We start from the raw sequence: 15,983 nt of genomic DNA on the forward strand, positions 1-15,983 counted from the left end.
CATTAGTTTTGATCTGTCGCGATAGCCATTATCTCAGGCACGACAATGATTCGATGAAGCGGCGTGTCTGCTTCAGTCGGGAACCCGGACTGAAAGAGTGACTGATGGCGAAGGCCAGAACACAATTCATCTGCCAGAGTTGCGGCACGATCCACAACCGCTGGGCCGGCAAATGCGAGAACTGCGGCGAATGGAATACCATCGTCGAAGAGGACCCGATGGGCGGGATCGGCTCCGGTCCCGGCAAAACGCCGAAGAAGGGCCGGCCGGTGGCGCTGACGGCGCTGTCAGGCGAGATCGAGGAGGCGCCGCGCATTCATACCGCCATGTCGGAGCTCGACCGGGCGCTCGGCGGCGGTTTCGTACGCGGGTCGGCTGTGCTGATCGGCGGCGATCCCGGTATCGGCAAATCGACGCTGCTGATGCAGGCGGCGGCCGCCCTTGCGCGGCGCGGCCACAAGATCATCTATGTCTCCGGCGAAGAAGCCGTAGCGCAGGTCCGGTTGCGGGCACAGCGCCTTGCGGCGGCCGATACCGATGTGATGCTGGCGGCCGAAACCAATGTCGAGGATATTCTGGCGACCCTTGCCGAGGGCAAGCGGCCAGACCTCGTCATTATCGATTCCATCCAGACGCTGTGGAGCGAACTTGCCGAATCCGCGCCGGGAACGGTGACGCAGGTGCGCACCGGCGTGCAGGCGATGATCCGTTTCGCCAAGCAGACCGGCGCCGCCATGGTGCTGGTCGGGCATGTCACCAAGGACGGACAGATCGCCGGCCCGCGCGTCGTCGAGCACATGGTCGACGCTGTGCTCTATTTCGAGGGCGATCGCGGCCATCACTACCGCATCCTGCGCACGGTCAAGAACCGCTTCGGCCCGACCGACGAGATCGGCGTCTTCGAAATGTCCGACAAGGGCCTGCGCGAGGTCGCCAACCCCTCGGAGCTCTTCCTCGGCGAGCGCAACGAGAAATCGCCGGGTGCCGCCGTCTTTGCCGGCATGGAGGGCACACGTCCGGTGCTGGTCGAGGTGCAGGCGCTGGTGGCGCCGACCTCGCTCGGCACGCCCAGGCGCGCGGTGGTCGGGTGGGATTCGGCCCGGCTGTCGATGATCCTCGCGGTGCTGGAGGCGCATTGCGGCGTCAGGCTCGGCCAGCATGACGTCTACCTCAATGTCGCCGGCGGTTACCGCATCACCGAACCGGCGGCCGATCTCGCCGTCGCCTCGGCGCTCGTTTCCTCGCTTGCCGGTATTGCCCTTCCCGCCGATTGCGTCTATTTCGGCGAAGTCAGCCTGTCGGGCGCCATCCGGCCGGTTGCGCACACCGCCCAGCGCCTCAAGGAAGCCGAGAAGCTGGGTTTTTCCGCAGCATTGCTTCCATCCGCCTCCGCCGAATTGCCGAAGGGCTCCGGCGGGCGGTGGAGCGAGGTCGAAAGCCTGCCGGATCTGGTGGCGCGCATCGCCGGATCGAAGGGAGCGCTGCGTGTGGAAGACGAGGTTTGATCCTTTCATTGCCAAGATTGGTGATGATATAGGAGGCACACGATAAGGCACGACACGGCCGCCAAGCGGCAGTCCTGGAGTTGAATTTACATGCCCATTACGATTTTCGACGGTATTGTCATCGGCGTCGTGCTCTTCTCCGCCGTGCTGGCGATGGTCCGCGGCTTTTCGCGCGAGATCCTCTCGATCGCGAGCTGGGGCGGATCGGCGGCGGCGGCCTATTACCTCTATCCCTACCTGCTGCCCTACGCGAAGAAATACACCGATGACGACCGCATTGCGATCGTTGGCTCGGCGGCGGTCGTCTTCCTGATTGCGCTCATCGTCATCTCCTTCATCACGATGAAGATTGCCGATTTTATCATCGACAGCCGCGTCGGCGCGCTGGACCGCACGCTCGGCTTCCTGTTCGGGGCAGCGCGCGGCGTGCTGCTGCTGGTCGTCGCCGTCGCCTTCTGGAACTGGCTGGTCGATGCCGACCACCGCCCGGCCTGGGTCAATCAAGCGAAATCGAAGCCCTTCCTGGATTCTATGGTCGTGAAGCTGAAATCGGTTCTGCCCGAGCAATTTGCCCAGATGATACCGGCGAGCATCCGTGATAAGCTTCAGCCGCCGGCACAGGGCGCTGAGGGCACCAATCCGCCGACGGGCGACCAAGCGCCGGCAGAAGACGCACCGACCGCGCCTGCACAACAGCCAGCGAATTGACACAGTGTTCAAGAGCTTGACCCGCCCTCCGGCAATTGCCATTTGAGCGGGATGTCAAATAAGGGGTCCGGCCGGGCATAACAGCTTAGCCGGGCTTCAGTTATTTCTGGAAATGCCGATCCATTCTTGTGAGAGCAGAGGCCCGCAGAAATGAACCAGTCCCATTCCTTCCCGACCGACGATCCGCTCGACGGAGATACGCTGCATGAAGAATGCGGGGTTTTCGGAATTCTGGGACATCCCGATGCCGCAGCACTCACGGCTCTCGGCCTGCATGCCCTGCAGCATCGCGGGCAGGAAGCGGCCGGCATCGTCTCCTTCGATGGCAAGCGCTTCTACCAGGAGCGCCACATGGGCCTCGTCGGCGACCATTATACCAATCCGATGACGCTTGCCCGCTTGCCCGGCAGCATATCGATCGGCCATACGCGCTATTCCACGACAGGCGAAGTGGCGATGCGCAATGTGCAGCCGCTGTTTGCCGAACTTGAGGAAGGCGGCATCGCCATTGCCCATAACGGCAATTTCACCAACGGCCTGACGCTGCGCCGCCAGATCATCGCGACCGGCGCCATCTGTCAATCGACCTCCGATACCGAAGTCGTCCTCCATCTCATCGCCCGCTCCCGCCATGCCTCCACCTCCGACCGCTTCATCGACGCCATCCGCCAGATGGAGGGCGGCTATTCGATGCTTGCCATGACGCGCACCAAGCTGATTGCCGCGCGCGACCCGACCGGCATCCGCCCGCTGGTGATGGGCGAACTCGACGGCAAACCGATCTTCTGTTCGGAAACCTGCGCGCTCGACATCATCGGCGCCAAGTTCGTCCGCGACGTGGAGAACGGCGAGGTCGTCATCTGCGAAATCCAGCCCGACGGCTCGATCAGCATCGATGCCCGCAAGCCCGGCAAACCGCAGCCGGAGCGCCTCTGCCTGTTCGAATATGTCTATTTCGCCCGGCCGGACTCGGTGGTCGGCGGCCGCAACGTCTATACGACGCGCAAGAACATGGGCATGAACCTCGCCAAGGAATCGCCCGTCGAGGCCGACGTTGTCGTGCCGGTGCCGGACGGCGGCACGCCGGCGGCTCTCGGCTTCGCACAGGAAAGCGGTATTCCCTTCGAATACGGCATCATCCGCAACCACTATGTCGGCCGCACCTTCATCGAGCCGACGCAGCAGATCCGCGCCTTCGGCGTGAAGCTGAAGCATTCGGCCAACCGGGCGATGATCGAAGGCAAGCGTGTGGTGCTGGTCGATGATTCCATCGTGCGCGGCACGACCTCTCTCAAGATCGTCCAGATGATCCGTGAGGCCGGCGCGCTCGAAGTCCATCTCCGCGTCGCCAGCCCGATGATCTTCTTCCCGGATTTCTACGGCATCGACACGCCCGATGCCGAAAAGCTCTTGGCCAACCAGTATGCCGATGTCGAGGCCATGGCCAAATATATCGGCGCGGATTCGCTTGCCTTCCTGTCGATCAACGGGCTTTACCGCGCCGTCGGCGGCGAGGACCGCAATCCGGCTCGCCCGCAGTTCACCGACCACTACTTCACCGGTGACTATCCGACCCGCCTGCTCGACAAGAACGGCGAGTCGATTGGCAACAAGCTTTCGATGCTTGCCAGCAACGGCTGAGCCGCCGCTGCTTTGCCTTCCCTTCCGAGGGGCTCTTGCGCCCCTCGCCTTCGCACGCAAATCCGGAACCGGAACAGATGAACATCAATCTTGAGGGCAAGATCGCACTCGTCACCGGTGCATCGCGCGGTATCGGCTATTTCACGGCGCTGGAGCTTGCCAAAGCCGGCGCCCATGTGATCGCCTGCGCCCGCACCGTCGGTGGGCTCGAGGATCTCGACGATGCCATCAAGGCGGTCGGCGGCACGGCGACGCTGGTACCCTTCGACCTGGCCGACATGAATGCGATTGACGCGCTCGGCGGCTCGATCTTCGAGCGCTGGGGCAAACTCGACATCCTCGTCGCCAATGCCGGCGTGCTCGGCGTCATTTCGCCGATCGGCCATATCGAGGCGAAGGTGTTCGAAAAGGTGATGACCATCAACGTCACCGCCACATGGCGGCTGATCCGCTCGGTCGATCCGCTGCTCGCCCGCTCGGATGCAGGCCGCGCCGTCATCCTGTCATCAGGCGCGGCTCACAAGTGCCGGCCATTCTGGAGCGCCTATTCCGCGTCCAAGGCCGCTGTCGAGGCGCTGGCCCGGACCTGGGCCGGCGAGAGCCAATCGACGCCGCTGCGCATCACCAGTGTCGATCCGGGCGCGACCCGCACGGCGATGCGCGCCCAGGCGGTGCCCGGCGAAGATCCGCAGACGCTGCCGCATCCCTCCGAGATCGCCAGGGCGATCCTGCCGCTGCTCGGCCCCGGCGTGACCGAGACCGGCAAGCTGTTCGTTGTGCGGGAAAACAAGCTCGTCGACTACCGCCTGCCGGATTAGCGTCAGTTCACAGCAACGGCTGGGAACAGATGTGCGAAGCCTGTCTCCGACGGGCATAGAGCGTTGAGGTCCACCGCCCCCTGAATGCCGTCGACAGTGCCGTTATCGGCAAACTGCCAGATCGACCAGCGACCGCATTCTTGCTGCGCCGGCTCCTGGAACACGCTTCGCAGCCACAGGTAATGGTCGGGGAAGCGGGATTCATTGCCTTTCAGATAGCGATCAAAGAACTCCTGGGTGACATAGAAAATCGGCTTCTCCGGAAAGGTGCCTTTCAGCTCGGTGACGAATGCGTTCACCTCAGTCGCCATTTCCTCAAGCGTCGGGACCTTGCTGCAATTGCCGACAAACTCCAGATCGACGGCGATAGGCAGGGTTCCCGGCTCCCTCGGCACGGTTGCCAGGACATTCTGTGCCTGATCCTTGCCCGGGCGGCAGAAGGTGAAGAAATGATAGGCGCCCCTGACCACTCCGGCATCGCCGGCGCGCTGCCAGTTGTCGGCGAACCTGGAATCCCTGTGATCTCCGCCTTCGGTCGCCTTCATGATCGCGAAACGGACGTTCGGCCGCGAAGCCACCGTCATCCAATCGATGTCACCCTGGTGATGGCTGACATCGATGCCTTGGATCGGATAGCGGCTCAAGGATGGATTGTTGAAGCGAAGCATTCCGAAATCGTATGCGAAATATGCAGCCAATGCGACTGCCAGAATTGCCGTCGCTGCAATCGTCCATCGAACCAGGCTTCTCACACATTTCCCCCTATTTTCAGTCCTTTCCCAATTGCCTATAAACGATTTGTGCCGTGAAAATGGCGGACGAGCCGTGCCGCCGGGATCGTTCCTCGCCCCTCTTGACCAAACGTCATTCCCACGCCATAAAACGCGGCATGAAAACGGTTATCTGCATTATCTGCGGAAAGATTATTCGCTAGCGCAAGCGCTGGCCCGGCCGTTTTCGTCTCCCAAATAGTCAAGATGCGAAACGCCCCGGTCCGCCGGTCGCGATATTTTTCTGATTGTACTTATGGGAGAGTGGAATGGGCGGCATGCCGGAACTGAAGCTGTACAACACGCTGACACGGGAAGAATCGGTTCTTTCGCCGATCGATCCCAACAATGTCCGCATGTATGTCTGCGGCCCGACCGTCTATGATTTCGCCCACATCGGCAATGCCCGGCCGGTCATCGTCTTCGACGTGCTGTTCCGGCTGTTGCGTCATGTCTATGGCGAAGACCACGTCACCTATGCCCGCAACATCACCGACGTCGACGACAAGATCAATGCGCGGGCGCTGAGAGATCATCCCGGCCTGCCGCTCAACGAAGCGATCCGGGCGGTCACCGAAAAGACCGAGACTCAATTTCACGCCGATGTCGCCGAACTCGGCTGCCTGGAGCCGAACTTCGAGCCGCGTGCGACCGACAATATTGTTGAGATGACCGAGATCATCGAGAAGCTGATCGGCTATGGCCATGCCTATGTCGCAGCAGGCGAAGTGCTGTTCGACACCAAGTCCATGGCGGATTACGGCCAGCTTTCGAAGCGCCCGCTCGACGAGCAGCAGGCCGGTGCCCGCATCGCCGTCGACGCGCACAAGAAGAACTCGGGTGATTTCGTACTCTGGAAGCTGTCGAGCCACAACGAGCCCGGCTGGGAGAGCCCGTGGGGCCGCGGCCGGCCTGGCTGGCACATCGAGTGCTCGGCGATGAGCAAGCGCTATCTCGGCGATGTCTTCGACATTCATGGCGGCGGGCTGGACCTGATCTTCCCGCATCATGAAAACGAGATCGCCCAGTCGCGCTGCGCCCACGGCACCGAGGTGATGGCGAATGTCTGGATGCATAACGGCTTCCTGCAGGTCGAAGGTCGCAAGATGTCGAAATCCGAAGGCAATTTCGTCACCATCCACGAGTTGCTGCACACGGAAACCTTCGGCGGCCGCAAATGGCCGGGCCAGGTGCTGCGCCTTGCCATGCTGATGACGCATTACCGCGAGCCGATCGACTTTTCGATCAAGCGACTGGAAGAGGCCGAACGTCTGCTCGCCAAATGGCCGGCGACAGACGCCGGGGATGCAGCACCGGACGAAACCGTGCTGAACGCGCTCGCCGACGACCTCAATACGGTCGCGGCGGTGCAGGCATTGCATGCGCTGGCGCAAGCTGCTCACACCGATGCCGCCGCCGGCGCCGCCTTCGCGGCAACGGCTGCCCTCCTCGGGCTGCTGCCGAAGAAAGCAGAAATCGACGCGGCCGTTGCAGCCGCAGTCGACGCGCTGGTCGCCATGCGTCTTGAAATGCTGAAGGCGAAAAACTTCGCCGAGGCCGACAAGATCCGCGACGAGTTGACCGCGAAGGGCATCCAGCTGAAGGACGGCAAGGATGCATCGACCGGCGAGCGGGTGACGACGTGGGAGGTCAAGCGGTAGGATGGGTTGGGCGGCAAGAGATACCCCCCTCTGCCCTGCCGGGCATCTCCCCCACAAGGGGGGAGATCGGCAAGACGCTCCAGCTTGCCAAGATATCGACCGAGCACCAAGTGGCTTCGGCCATCTGAGGCGTTTGATTAGGGCGAGCGACCGCTCCTATCCGATCTCCCCCCTTGTGGGGGAGATGCTCGGCAGGGCAGAGGGGGGTGCCGCCGCAGCCCCGTCACGTCATAGCGAGAGGCAAGCCATGCCGCATGCACCAGTTCCGCCCCAACGGCGGACGAACGCCCGGCGCATGCGCAAAGCTCTGACCGATGCGGAGTTGAAACTTTGGAACGAGCTTCGCGCCCATCGCCTGATGGGCCTCAGCTTCCGCCGACAAATGCCGATCGCCGGTTATATCGTTGACTTCGCATGCCCCGCCCATCGCCTTATCGTCGAGATAGACGGCTCGCCGCACGCCCTCGCCTCGAACATCTCTTACGATGAGATCCGGACTCGACGTCTCCAAACGGACGGCTGGATTGTCCTGCGCTTTTGGAACGATGATATCCTCCGGGATATCGACAACGTGTGCACCCACATCATCCGCACCATCGGAAGGGATCTGCTATGACCACCTATACCGGCGGCTGCCAGTGCGGTGCGGTGCGATTTCGCGTCAGCGGCGAACTCAAGGATTCGTCGATCTGTCATTGCCGCATGTGCCAGAAGGCGTTCGGGGCCTATTATGCGCCGTTGGTGTCGGTGCGCGGCGCCGATTTCGAATGGACGCGAGGAGCGCGCAAGAAATTCCGCTCCTCCAATTTCGTCGAGCGCGGCTTCTGCGGCGATTGCGGCACGCCGCTCTCCTACGAGGCGCCTGACGGGGTTGCGGTTGCCGCGGGCGCCTTCGACGATCCTTCGGCGCTTCCGCCGGTGGTGCAATTCGGCATCGAGGGCAAGATCGGCTTTGTCGATCACCTGCACGAATTGCCGGGCCACCGGACGGAGGAGGATGCGCAAGCCGCCCCCTTCGTGCTCGAACTCGTCTCCTTCCAGCATCCCGATCATGAGACGCTGGCATGGCCGCCCAAGGAGCCAAGATGACAGTGGACGCAGACAAAAGCGGCGGCTGCCAGTGCGGTGCGGTGCGTTACCGCGCTGAAGGAGAACTCGGTTATCCCCACCTTTGCCATTGCCGCATGTGCCAGAAGGCGGCCGGCAATTATTTCATGCCGCTTGCAGCGGCCAAGCGTCAAGATTTCGAGCTGACGCGCGGCGCGCCGAAATGGTTTCAATCCTCGGACCTGGTGCGGCGCGGCTTCTGCGGCGATTGCGGCACGCCGCTGTTCTACGACATTCCGGAGACGGATTTCATCAACATCATGCTCGGCTCGCTGGATAATCCCGATGCGGTCAGGCCGGTGATGCAATCGAACACCGGCCGCAAAATGTCCTGGTTTCACGCGCTCCCCGGCTTGCCGCTGGAACCAGAGGCTGAAACGCCCGACCGCGAGGACGCGATTGCTGCAAGCAACCATCAGCACCCCGACCACGACACGAAAAGCTGGCCCCTCGGAGAAACCTCATGACGGACACGATAAAAACAGGCGGATGCCAATGCGGCGCCGTGCGGTTCCGCATTTCAGGCAAGTTGGGGCGACCCTCGATTTGCCATTGCCGCATGTGCCAGAAGCAGTTCGGCGGTTTCTTCTCCGCGCTCGTCACGGCGCCGGAGGACGGGATGGAATGGACGCGCGGCGAACCGAGCTATTTCCAGTCCTCGGTTAATATCGAGCGCGGCTTTTGCCGCGATTGCGGCACACCGATGACCTACCGTCATCCGGGCGGGCTGGAGCTTGCAATCGGCACCTTCGACGACCGCAGCGATCTGGCACCGCTGGTCCAGGTAAACTACGAGGCCCGCCTGCCCTGGGTCGAGGAAATCTTCGAAGCGCCGGTGCTGAAGGATCAGGATTTCTACGCGCGGCAGGAGGCGATCATCTCCTTCCAGCATCCCGATCACGATACCGCAGTCTGGCCCGCGAAAGGCGTGAAGATATGACCGAGATCCTGCGCACGCTCTATCCCGAGATCGAACCCTATGCGTCCGGCCATCTCGATGTCGGCGACGGCCATGTTATCTATTGGGAGCGGTCGGGAACGCCGGGCGCCAAGCCCGCCGTCTTCCTGCATGGCGGCCCGGGCGGCGGCATCTCGCCCGCCCATCGCCGGCTTTTCGATCCTACCCTCTATGACGTCATGCTTTTCGACCAGCGCGGCTGCGGCAGGTCGACGCCGCATGCCGAACTCAACGCCAACACCACCTGGCATCTCGTCGCCGATATCGAGCGTCTGCGGGAAATGGCCGGCGTCGACAGCTGGCAGGTGTTCGGCGGCTCCTGGGGTTCGACCCTGGCGCTCGCCTATGCCGAGACGCATCCGCAGCACGTCTCCGAGCTCATCCTGCGCGGGATCTATACGCTGACCAAGGCCGAGCTCGACTGGTACTATCAGTTCGGCGTCTCGGAAATGTTCCCGGACAAATGGGAACGCTTCATCGCTCCCATTCCACCGGAAGAGCGGCATGAGATGATGCATTCCTATCATCGCCGCCTGACGCATGAGGACCGGAGCGTGCGCCTTGCAGCCGCGCAGGCCTGGAGCATCTGGGAAGGCGAAACGATCACGCTGCTGCCCGAACCTTCAACGAGCGGCAAGTTCGAGGAACCGGAATTCGCCTATGCATTCGCCCGCATCGAGAACCATTTCTTCGTCAATGCCGGCTGGATGGATGAGGGACAGCTGATCCGCGACGCCGGCAAGCTCAAGGATATTCCCGGCGTCATCGTGCATGGCCGTTACGACATGCCCTGCCCGGCCAAATATGCCTGGCTGCTGCACAAGGCCTGGCCGAAGGCGGAGCTCCACCTGATCGAGGGTGCGGGCCATGCTTATTCGGAGCCGGGAATTCTCGACCAGTTGATCCGGGCGACGGATAAGTTTGCCGGGAAGGCGGACTGATTGTTTCAGGGCCGCGCAGCCCCTCACCCTAGCCCTCTCCCCGTGCGCGGGGAGAGGGGACGAGCTCTGCGATACGGCGCGGCCTATCCCTTCTCCCCGTCAGCACGGAGAAGGTGGCGGCAGCCGGATGAGGGGCAGCATCCGCACCACAACAACACCCGCCTGCCGGGAGGAAACGACATGAAAGAACGCATCTACCTCTTCGACACGACGCTCCGGGACGGGCAGCAGACGCCCGGCATCGATTTCTCGGTCGAGGACAAGATTGCGATCGCCGCGATGCTGGACGAATTCGGCATCGATTACGTCGAGGGCGGCTATCCCGGCGCCAATCCGACGGATACGGCCTTCTTCGGCGAGAAGCGCACCAGCCAGGCCAGCTTCGTTGCCTTCGGCATGACGAAGCGGGCGGGCGTTTCGGTTTCCAACGATCCCGGTATTGCCGGGTTGCTGCAGGCCAAAAGCGACGCCATCTGTTTTGTCGCCAAGAGCTGGGATTATCATGTTGCGGTGGCGCTCGGCTGCACCAACGAGGAAAACCTCGAAAGCATCGCCGAAAGCGTCAAGGCGGCGGTTGGCGCCGGCAAGGAGGCGATTGTCGATTGCGAGCATTTCTTCGATGGCTTCAAGGCCAATCCGGCCTATGCGCTGGCCTGCGCCAAGACGGCCTATGACAGCGGCGCCCGCTGGGTCGTGCTCTGCGACACCAATGGCGGCACGCAGCCGCCGGAGGTGCGTGCCATCGTCGAGGCCGTGATCGCTTCAGGCGTTCCCGGCCACTGTCTTGGCATCCATGCCCACAACGACACCGGCCAGGCGGTCGCCAATTCATTGGCCGCGGTCGAAGCCGGCGTCCGGCAGATCCAAGGCACGCTGAACGGCATCGGCGAGCGCTGCGGCAATGCCAATCTGGTGACGCTGATCCCGACGCTGGCACTGAAGAGCGCCTATACCTCACGTTTCGAAACGGCAATCGACGAGGAGCGGCTGCTCAACCTCACCCGGCTCTCGCATGCCTTCGACGAGCTGCTCAACCGCTCGCCCGATCATCAGATGCCCTATGTCGGCGCTTCCGCCTTCGCCACCAAGGCCGGCATCCATGCATCGGCGCTGATCAAGGATCCGCGGACCTATGAACACGTGCCGCCGGAGACTGTCGGCAACTTCCGCAAGGTCATGGTCTCAGACCAGGGCGGCAAGGCAAACTTCATCAATGCGCTGAAACGGCGCGGCATTACCGTCGCCAAGGACGATCCGAAGCTCGACCTGCTGATCTCGATCGTCAAGGAACGTGAATCCATCGGTTACGCCTATGAGGGCGCCGATGCGAGCTTCGAATTGCTGGCGCACCGCACGCTCGGCACGATCCCGGAATTCTTCACCATCGAAGGCTTCCGGGTGATGATCGAGCGCCGCTTCGACAGTCTAGGCCGCGTGAAGATCGTCTCCGAGGCGGTGGTGAAGATCACCATCGACGGCCAGACGCTGATGTCGGTTGCCGATGCCGAAGGCCCGGTGAACGCGCTCGACCTGGCGCTGCGCAAGGATTTCGGCAAATACCAGCACGAGATCGACGATCTGGTGCTCGCCGATTTCAAGGTGCGTATCCTCAATGGCGGCACCGAGGCGATCACCCGCGTGCTGATCGAATCCACCGACAGCGACGGCGTGCGCTGGTGGACGGTCGGCGTCTCGGAGAACATCATCGACGCCTCGTTCCAGGCGCTGATGGATTCCGTCATCTACAAGCTGATGAAGAACCGGCAGCTGGCAGGCAAGATCGCGGCGGAATAAATCTATTCCGCCGGTTCGGCTCGGGCATGTTGCCGCCATCATCGGCCCATTGCCTCGATTCCGTTTCAATTCTTCTCACCCTTTATTCAACGAAATGAATTGGCCTATTCACGGCGCTTAAGCTAGGCCGGATCAGAAGAAGAACAAAGATGGAAACGCCCGATGTCGACCGATGCATCCGTTCCCTTGGCCAAGAACGAAGACAGTCCGCGCGGTTTCGCCTTCGCGCTGACGGCCTATCTGCTCTGGGGCTTCCTGCCGATCTACATGAAGGCGGTGGCGCATATTTCGCCGGCCGAGGTGATCGCCCACCGCATCGTCTGGTCGCTGCCGCTGGCAGGTATCGTTCTGATCGTGCTCGGGCGCACACAGGATATCGCCACAGCGCTGCGCTCGCCGCGCATGCTGGCGATGGCGGCGCTGACGGCGTCGCTGATCACTGTCAACTGGGGCACCTATGTCTGGGCGATCGGCGCCGGCCATTCGCTCGATGCGGCGCTCGGTTATTTCATCAATCCGCTGTTCAGCATCTTCCTCGGCTCGGTGCTGCTCAAGGAGAAGCTGCAGCCGCTGCAGATCGCCGCGATCGCGCTGGCAGGACTTGCCGTCGCCATTCTCGCGTTCGATAGCGGCGGTATTCCGTGGGTGGCGCTGACGCTGGCGATCTCGTGGGGGTTTTATGCTTTGCTCCGCAAGACGCTGCCGCTCGGACCGAACCAGGGCTTCTTCCTCGAAGTGCTCATCCTCAGCGGGCCGGCCCTGCTCTATATCCTCTATCTCGAATTCGGCAGCGGCCAGGGCCATCTCTACCGCACCGGCCTTGCCGATACGACGCTGCTGCTCGGCTGCGGCGTCATCACCGCCGTACCGCTGATGATCTATGCCAACGGCGCCAAGCTGCTGAAACTCTCGACGATCGGCATCATGCAGTATATCGCGCCGACGATGATTTTCCTGATCGCGGTCTTCGTCTTCCACGAGCCGCTCGGCACGGCGCGGATGATCGCCTTCCCGCTGATCTGGGCAGGGCTTGTCCTCTATAGCTGGTCGATGCTGAAGTGCAGCCGCGGGCGCTGAAGGCCCCCACGCGCCTCTAGCCTTACATCTTGGAAATCACCTCATCCTCGCCGTCGCGATCGGCGGCGAGCTGGGCGGCCTGGGCCATGATCGCGGGAATGATGCCGGAGATCTCGTCGACGACGAGCGGCTGCACCCGGTGGGCGGTGTGCAGGAAGCCTTCATCGGTCATATGGCGCATCAGTTCCATCATCGGATCCCAGAAACCGTTAACGTTGGCAAAGACCATCGGCTTTTCGTGACGGCCGAGCTGTGCCCAGGTCATGATCTCGACGATCTCCTCCAACGTACCGATGCCGCCGGGCAGCGCGACGAAAGCATCGGAACGCTCGAACATCGTGTGTTTGCGCGCATGCATGTCAGGGGTTACAATAAGTTCGTTGAGCTGACCGAGCGAGTGGCGAGTCGCTTCCATGTCGATCAGGAATTCGGGGATAATTCCCGTCACCTGGCCGCCGCCTGAAAGCACGCCGCTTGCGACCGCGCCCATGATGCCTTTGGTACCCCCGCCATAGACGAGGCGCAGGCCGTATTCGGCGATCTCTCGTCCGAGAGCACGCCCGGCCGCCATGTGGGAGGGATCGCGTCCCGGCCTTGAGCCGCAGTAAACGCAGATGGATCGAATCGATACAGATTGTTCGGTCATAGAGGCAAACAACTATTCCATTTCAATGCAGTCAAGAAAATTGACTGAAAAGCAGCGTGCCTAGCTTGCCGAATTGCTTTGAATGCTTGTGAAAAGCAACGGGAATCGCTAGCAATTTCGGTTACTACGGCAAATTGCCGCCTTGGGAGACATAATGATGAAGAACCGTGCCGGCTTGCTGGCCCTTGCAGTGCTCGTAATCGCAATCCTACTGATGGTATTTTTCGTCATGCCGCGTATCGGCGGCGATGCAGCCAAGGTCGGCGACGCGATCAACCAGGCGAGCACGGAGCTCAAGGACACGGTTAACGAGTCGGCAAAGACATCACGCTCCACTGTGGCGGACGCGGCTGCCGTCGCCGACAAGGTGGGCCGTCTTTCGGCCGGCGCCAGCGTGTCGCTTAGCGAACTCAAGGCGCTGTTTGCCGACGGCAAGGGCCCTGCCGACGATGTCTTCGCCGCCGCTAAGACCAAAGCCGTCGATGCACTGAGCGCACTTGCCAGCTTCGCAATCCCCGAGGGCCTCGATCCGGCGACCCAGACGCTTGCCACCAAAGCCAAGGACGGCGGCGCGAAGGCGCTCGCCATCATCCAGTCGCTGCCGGAGAACATCACCGATGCGCTTGCCGCGATCGCCAAGGCCGAGACTGCCCTGACCGGCGCGCCCGAGACTGCTCCTGCGCCGAATACGGCAGCGGCGAATGCCGGCCCGAAGCTTCCCGCCTTCGACGTCTTGCGCGTCGAGCCCGACGGCTCGACGGTGATTGCAGGCTCTGCCGAACCGAACGGCAAGCTCGAAGTGCTTGACGGCGAAAAGGTGGTGACGACAGCCAATGTCGATGCGAGCGGCGATTTCGCCGCCGTCCTGGACGATCCGCTTTCGGCGGGCGACCACCAGCTGGTGCTCAAGTTCACCGGCAAGGACGGCAAGAGCACGCTTTCCGAAGAAGTCGCGACCATTTCCGTGCCGAAGGACGGTAACGGCGCCAATCTGCTCGCCATGGTCTCCAAACCCGGCACGGCAAGCCGCATCATCACCGCGCCAAAGGCCGGAACCGAGGTCGCCGATGCCTCCAACAAGCCGGCAACGGGCGAAAGCTTGGCTGCGCCTGCCGCAACAGCTGCGCCAACAGGCGAGCTGGCGCTGCAGACGCCGAACCTCACCGACGCCGCGGCCGGCGCCGCAGTCACGGCACCGGCCATCCCCGGCACCGCCGCACCCGACAAGACGAATGCGCCCGATGTGATGGTCAACGCCGTCGAGATCGAAGGCAACAAGATCTTCATTGCCGGCACGACCCGCTCCAATGCCAAGGTCGTCGGTTATGCCGACGACAGCCTCATCGGCCAGGACACGGCCGGTTCCGACGGCCATTTCGTCATCGACGGTGTGGTGACGCTCTCGGTCGGCGACCACAAGATCCGCGTCGATGTGGTTGATTCCACGGGCAAGGTGATCGTGCGTGCAGCAGTGAATTTCAATCGCCCGGCCGGCGATCAGGTGAGGGTCGCGGCACAATCCGTCCCCGCCGAGGTGAACGGCGCTTCCTCGATGGTGCCGCTCGACGAAGGCGAACTCGGCAAGCGCAAGGCTGAGGCCGGCAAGGCCTTCGGCCTGCTGAAGGGGCTGTTTGCCGATGGCAAGCTGCCGGGCGCCGAACAGCTGGCAGCGGCGCGCTCGGCAACCGAATTCGCGTTGCGCTCGCTCGCAGATTTCCGCCCGGCGGCCGATGCGCCCGACGCCTTCAAACAGGCGTCCGGCTCAGCCTCGCAGATCGCCGGCAATGCGCTGAAGCTGCTGCATAGCCTGCCCGGGGACGCGAAGTCCGTCGGCGCAGCGCTCGACAGGCTGGGTAGCATGATCGCTGAACTCACCGCCACACCGGCGTCGGCAGCGACCTCCGCAAACGACGTCGAGAGCAACCAGCCGAAGACGATCGAACAGGCGCCGCTGACGGCCAACAACGCAGCGGTGATCATTCGCCGTGGCGACACGCTGTGGCAGATCTCGCGCCGCACCTATGGCCTCGGCGTTCGCTACACGACGATCTACATCGCCAACGAGGACAAGATCATCAATCCTGATCGCATCCGCCCAGGCCAGATTTTCGGCCTGCCGAAGGATGTGTTGCCGAATGCCGAAGAGCTGCACCGCAAGCGCCTTTCCGGCCAGCACCTCTAAGGTTCTCAGACAATATGACGGCCGGGCGGGCTAACCGCCCGGCCTGTCTTTTCCTGAACCCCGCAATTGTTGTATTCGTCCGGCCGGCACCTTATCTGGCGATGGCGGCTGCGGGTTGTGGCAAGTGCTTTCAAGCACGTCCCGGTTCCGTGCTCTTGCCGGCATCGAAGCGCGG

15 protein-coding genes are annotated in these 15,983 nt (G+C 62.5%); 13 read left to right on the forward strand and 2 right to left on the reverse strand.

What is annotated here, in order from left to right; all coding sequences use genetic code 11:
• Window positions 1-104: 104 nt before the first annotated feature.
• The 4 genes from radA to RCCGE510_RS01465 all read left to right on the forward strand — a co-directional run bounded on the left by radA (window position 105) and on the right by RCCGE510_RS01465 (window position 4,672).
• A complete protein-coding gene (radA, locus tag RCCGE510_RS01450) occupies window positions 105-1,505 on the forward strand; it encodes a DNA repair protein RadA (RefSeq protein WP_007626454.1) in 1,401 nt (466 codons plus the stop codon).
• A 90-nt stretch (window positions 1,506-1,595) separates the two neighbouring features.
• Window positions 1,596-2,213: a CvpA family protein gene (locus RCCGE510_RS01455; protein ID WP_007626455.1), complete on the forward strand. Its 618-nt coding sequence runs from the start codon at window positions 1,596-1,598 to the stop codon at window positions 2,211-2,213.
• A gap of 150 nt (window positions 2,214-2,363) precedes the next feature.
• Window positions 2,364-3,854, forward strand: coding sequence for an amidophosphoribosyltransferase (gene purF / locus RCCGE510_RS01460; RefSeq protein ID WP_007626457.1), 1,491 nt, complete (start codon window positions 2,364-2,366; stop codon window positions 3,852-3,854).
• Between the two features lie 77 nt (window positions 3,855-3,931).
• Window positions 3,932-4,672 (forward strand): SDR family NAD(P)-dependent oxidoreductase, encoded by a 741-nt coding sequence (locus RCCGE510_RS01465; protein WP_007626459.1) that lies wholly within the window; start codon window positions 3,932-3,934, stop codon window positions 4,670-4,672.
• 2 nt (window positions 4,673-4,674) lie between these two features.
• On the opposite strand, the gene RCCGE510_RS01470 is transcribed toward RCCGE510_RS01465, so the two are convergent.
• On the reverse strand, window positions 4,675-5,424 hold the full coding sequence (locus RCCGE510_RS01470; RefSeq protein WP_007626460.1) for a GH25 family lysozyme: 750 nt from the start codon (window positions 5,422-5,424) through the stop codon (window positions 4,675-4,677).
• A gap of 287 nt (window positions 5,425-5,711) precedes the next feature.
• On the opposite strand from RCCGE510_RS01470, the gene cysS reads away from it, so the two are divergent.
• The 8 genes from cysS (at window position 5,712) to rarD (ending at window position 12,980) form a co-directional block, all read left to right on the forward strand.
• Window positions 5,712-7,103, forward strand: a complete 1,392-nt coding sequence (cysS, locus tag RCCGE510_RS01475; protein ID WP_007626463.1) for a cysteine--tRNA ligase — start codon at window positions 5,712-5,714, stop codon at window positions 7,101-7,103.
• A 247-nt stretch (window positions 7,104-7,350) separates the two neighbouring features.
• Window positions 7,351-7,719 carry a DUF559 domain-containing protein gene (locus RCCGE510_RS01480; RefSeq protein ID WP_081525664.1) on the forward strand — a complete coding sequence of 123 codons (369 nt, stop codon included), beginning with the start codon at window positions 7,351-7,353 and terminating at the stop codon, window positions 7,717-7,719.
• Window positions 7,716-8,192, forward strand: a complete 477-nt coding sequence (locus tag RCCGE510_RS01485) for a GFA family protein (RefSeq protein ID WP_007626467.1) — start codon at window positions 7,716-7,718, stop codon at window positions 8,190-8,192. Before RCCGE510_RS01480 ends, RCCGE510_RS01485 begins: the two co-directional genes overlap by 4 nt.
• The gene (locus RCCGE510_RS01490; RefSeq protein ID WP_007626469.1) at window positions 8,189-8,677 is read left to right on the forward strand and encodes a GFA family protein; all 489 of its coding nucleotides are present in this window, start codon (window positions 8,189-8,191) and stop codon (window positions 8,675-8,677) included. The genes RCCGE510_RS01485 and RCCGE510_RS01490 overlap by 4 nt, the downstream gene beginning before the upstream one ends.
• Window positions 8,674-9,150 (forward strand): GFA family protein, encoded by a 477-nt coding sequence (locus RCCGE510_RS01495; RefSeq protein WP_007626471.1) that lies wholly within the window; start codon window positions 8,674-8,676, stop codon window positions 9,148-9,150. Before RCCGE510_RS01490 ends, RCCGE510_RS01495 begins: the two co-directional genes overlap by 4 nt.
• Window positions 9,147-10,109: a prolyl aminopeptidase gene (pip, locus tag RCCGE510_RS01500; protein ID WP_007626472.1), complete on the forward strand. Its 963-nt coding sequence runs from the start codon at window positions 9,147-9,149 to the stop codon at window positions 10,107-10,109. The genes RCCGE510_RS01495 and pip overlap by 4 nt, the downstream gene beginning before the upstream one ends.
• Before the next feature lie 180 nt (window positions 10,110-10,289).
• Window positions 10,290-11,903, forward strand: a complete 1,614-nt coding sequence (gene cimA, locus RCCGE510_RS01505) for a citramalate synthase (protein WP_007626474.1) — start codon at window positions 10,290-10,292, stop codon at window positions 11,901-11,903.
• A 162-nt stretch (window positions 11,904-12,065) separates the two neighbouring features.
• Entirely contained in the window at window positions 12,066-12,980 is a 915-nt protein-coding gene (rarD, locus tag RCCGE510_RS01510) for an EamA family transporter RarD (protein WP_007626476.1), read from the forward strand.
• Between the two features lie 22 nt (window positions 12,981-13,002).
• Here the strand turns inward: rarD and RCCGE510_RS01515 are convergent, their stop codons facing one another.
• Window positions 13,003-13,626, reverse strand: a complete 624-nt coding sequence (locus RCCGE510_RS01515) for a TIGR00730 family Rossman fold protein (RefSeq protein ID WP_007626478.1) — start codon at window positions 13,624-13,626, stop codon at window positions 13,003-13,005.
• A gap of 154 nt (window positions 13,627-13,780) precedes the next feature.
• Here RCCGE510_RS01515 and RCCGE510_RS01520 point away from each other — a divergent pair, with 154 nt between their 5' ends.
• A complete protein-coding gene (locus RCCGE510_RS01520) occupies window positions 13,781-15,808 on the forward strand; it encodes an Ig-like domain-containing protein (protein WP_037077455.1) in 2,028 nt (675 codons plus the stop codon).
• The last annotated feature ends 175 nt before the right edge of the window (window positions 15,809-15,983 follow it).

Origin of the sequence: Rhizobium sp. CCGE 510 (assembly GCF_000292525.1) — a bacterium.
GTDB lineage: Bacteria > Pseudomonadota > Alphaproteobacteria > Rhizobiales > Rhizobiaceae > Rhizobium.

Excerpts from the sequence above, each read along its gene's own strand:
- RCCGE510_RS01465 (WP_007626459.1), top strand. The coding sequence starts at position 3,932 with ATGAACATCAATCTTGAGGGCAAGATCGCACTCGTCACCGGTGCATCG.
- RCCGE510_RS01490 (WP_007626469.1), top strand. The coding sequence starts at position 8,189 with ATGACAGTGGACGCAGACAAAAGCGGCGGCTGCCAGTGCGGTGCGGTG.
- rarD (WP_007626476.1), top strand. The coding sequence starts at position 12,066 with ATGTCGACCGATGCATCCGTTCCCTTGGCCAAGAACGAAGACAGTCCG.
- RCCGE510_RS01480 (WP_081525664.1), top strand. The coding sequence starts at position 7,351 with ATGCCGCATGCACCAGTTCCGCCCCAACGGCGGACGAACGCCCGGCGC.
- purF (WP_007626457.1), top strand. The coding sequence starts at position 2,364 with ATGAACCAGTCCCATTCCTTCCCGACCGACGATCCGCTCGACGGAGAT.
- cysS (WP_007626463.1), top strand. The coding sequence starts at position 5,712 with ATGGGCGGCATGCCGGAACTGAAGCTGTACAACACGCTGACACGGGAA.
- RCCGE510_RS01520 (WP_037077455.1), top strand. The coding sequence starts at position 13,781 with ATGATGAAGAACCGTGCCGGCTTGCTGGCCCTTGCAGTGCTCGTAATC.
- cimA (WP_007626474.1), top strand. The coding sequence starts at position 10,290 with ATGAAAGAACGCATCTACCTCTTCGACACGACGCTCCGGGACGGGCAG.
- RCCGE510_RS01485 (WP_007626467.1), top strand. The coding sequence starts at position 7,716 with ATGACCACCTATACCGGCGGCTGCCAGTGCGGTGCGGTGCGATTTCGC.
- radA (WP_007626454.1), top strand. The coding sequence starts at position 105 with ATGGCGAAGGCCAGAACACAATTCATCTGCCAGAGTTGCGGCACGATC.
- RCCGE510_RS01495 (WP_007626471.1), top strand. The coding sequence starts at position 8,674 with ATGACGGACACGATAAAAACAGGCGGATGCCAATGCGGCGCCGTGCGG.
- RCCGE510_RS01515 (WP_007626478.1), bottom strand. The coding sequence starts at position 13,626 with ATGACCGAACAATCTGTATCGATTCGATCCATCTGCGTTTACTGCGGC.
- pip (WP_007626472.1), top strand. The coding sequence starts at position 9,147 with ATGACCGAGATCCTGCGCACGCTCTATCCCGAGATCGAACCCTATGCG.
- RCCGE510_RS01455 (WP_007626455.1), top strand. The coding sequence starts at position 1,596 with ATGCCCATTACGATTTTCGACGGTATTGTCATCGGCGTCGTGCTCTTC.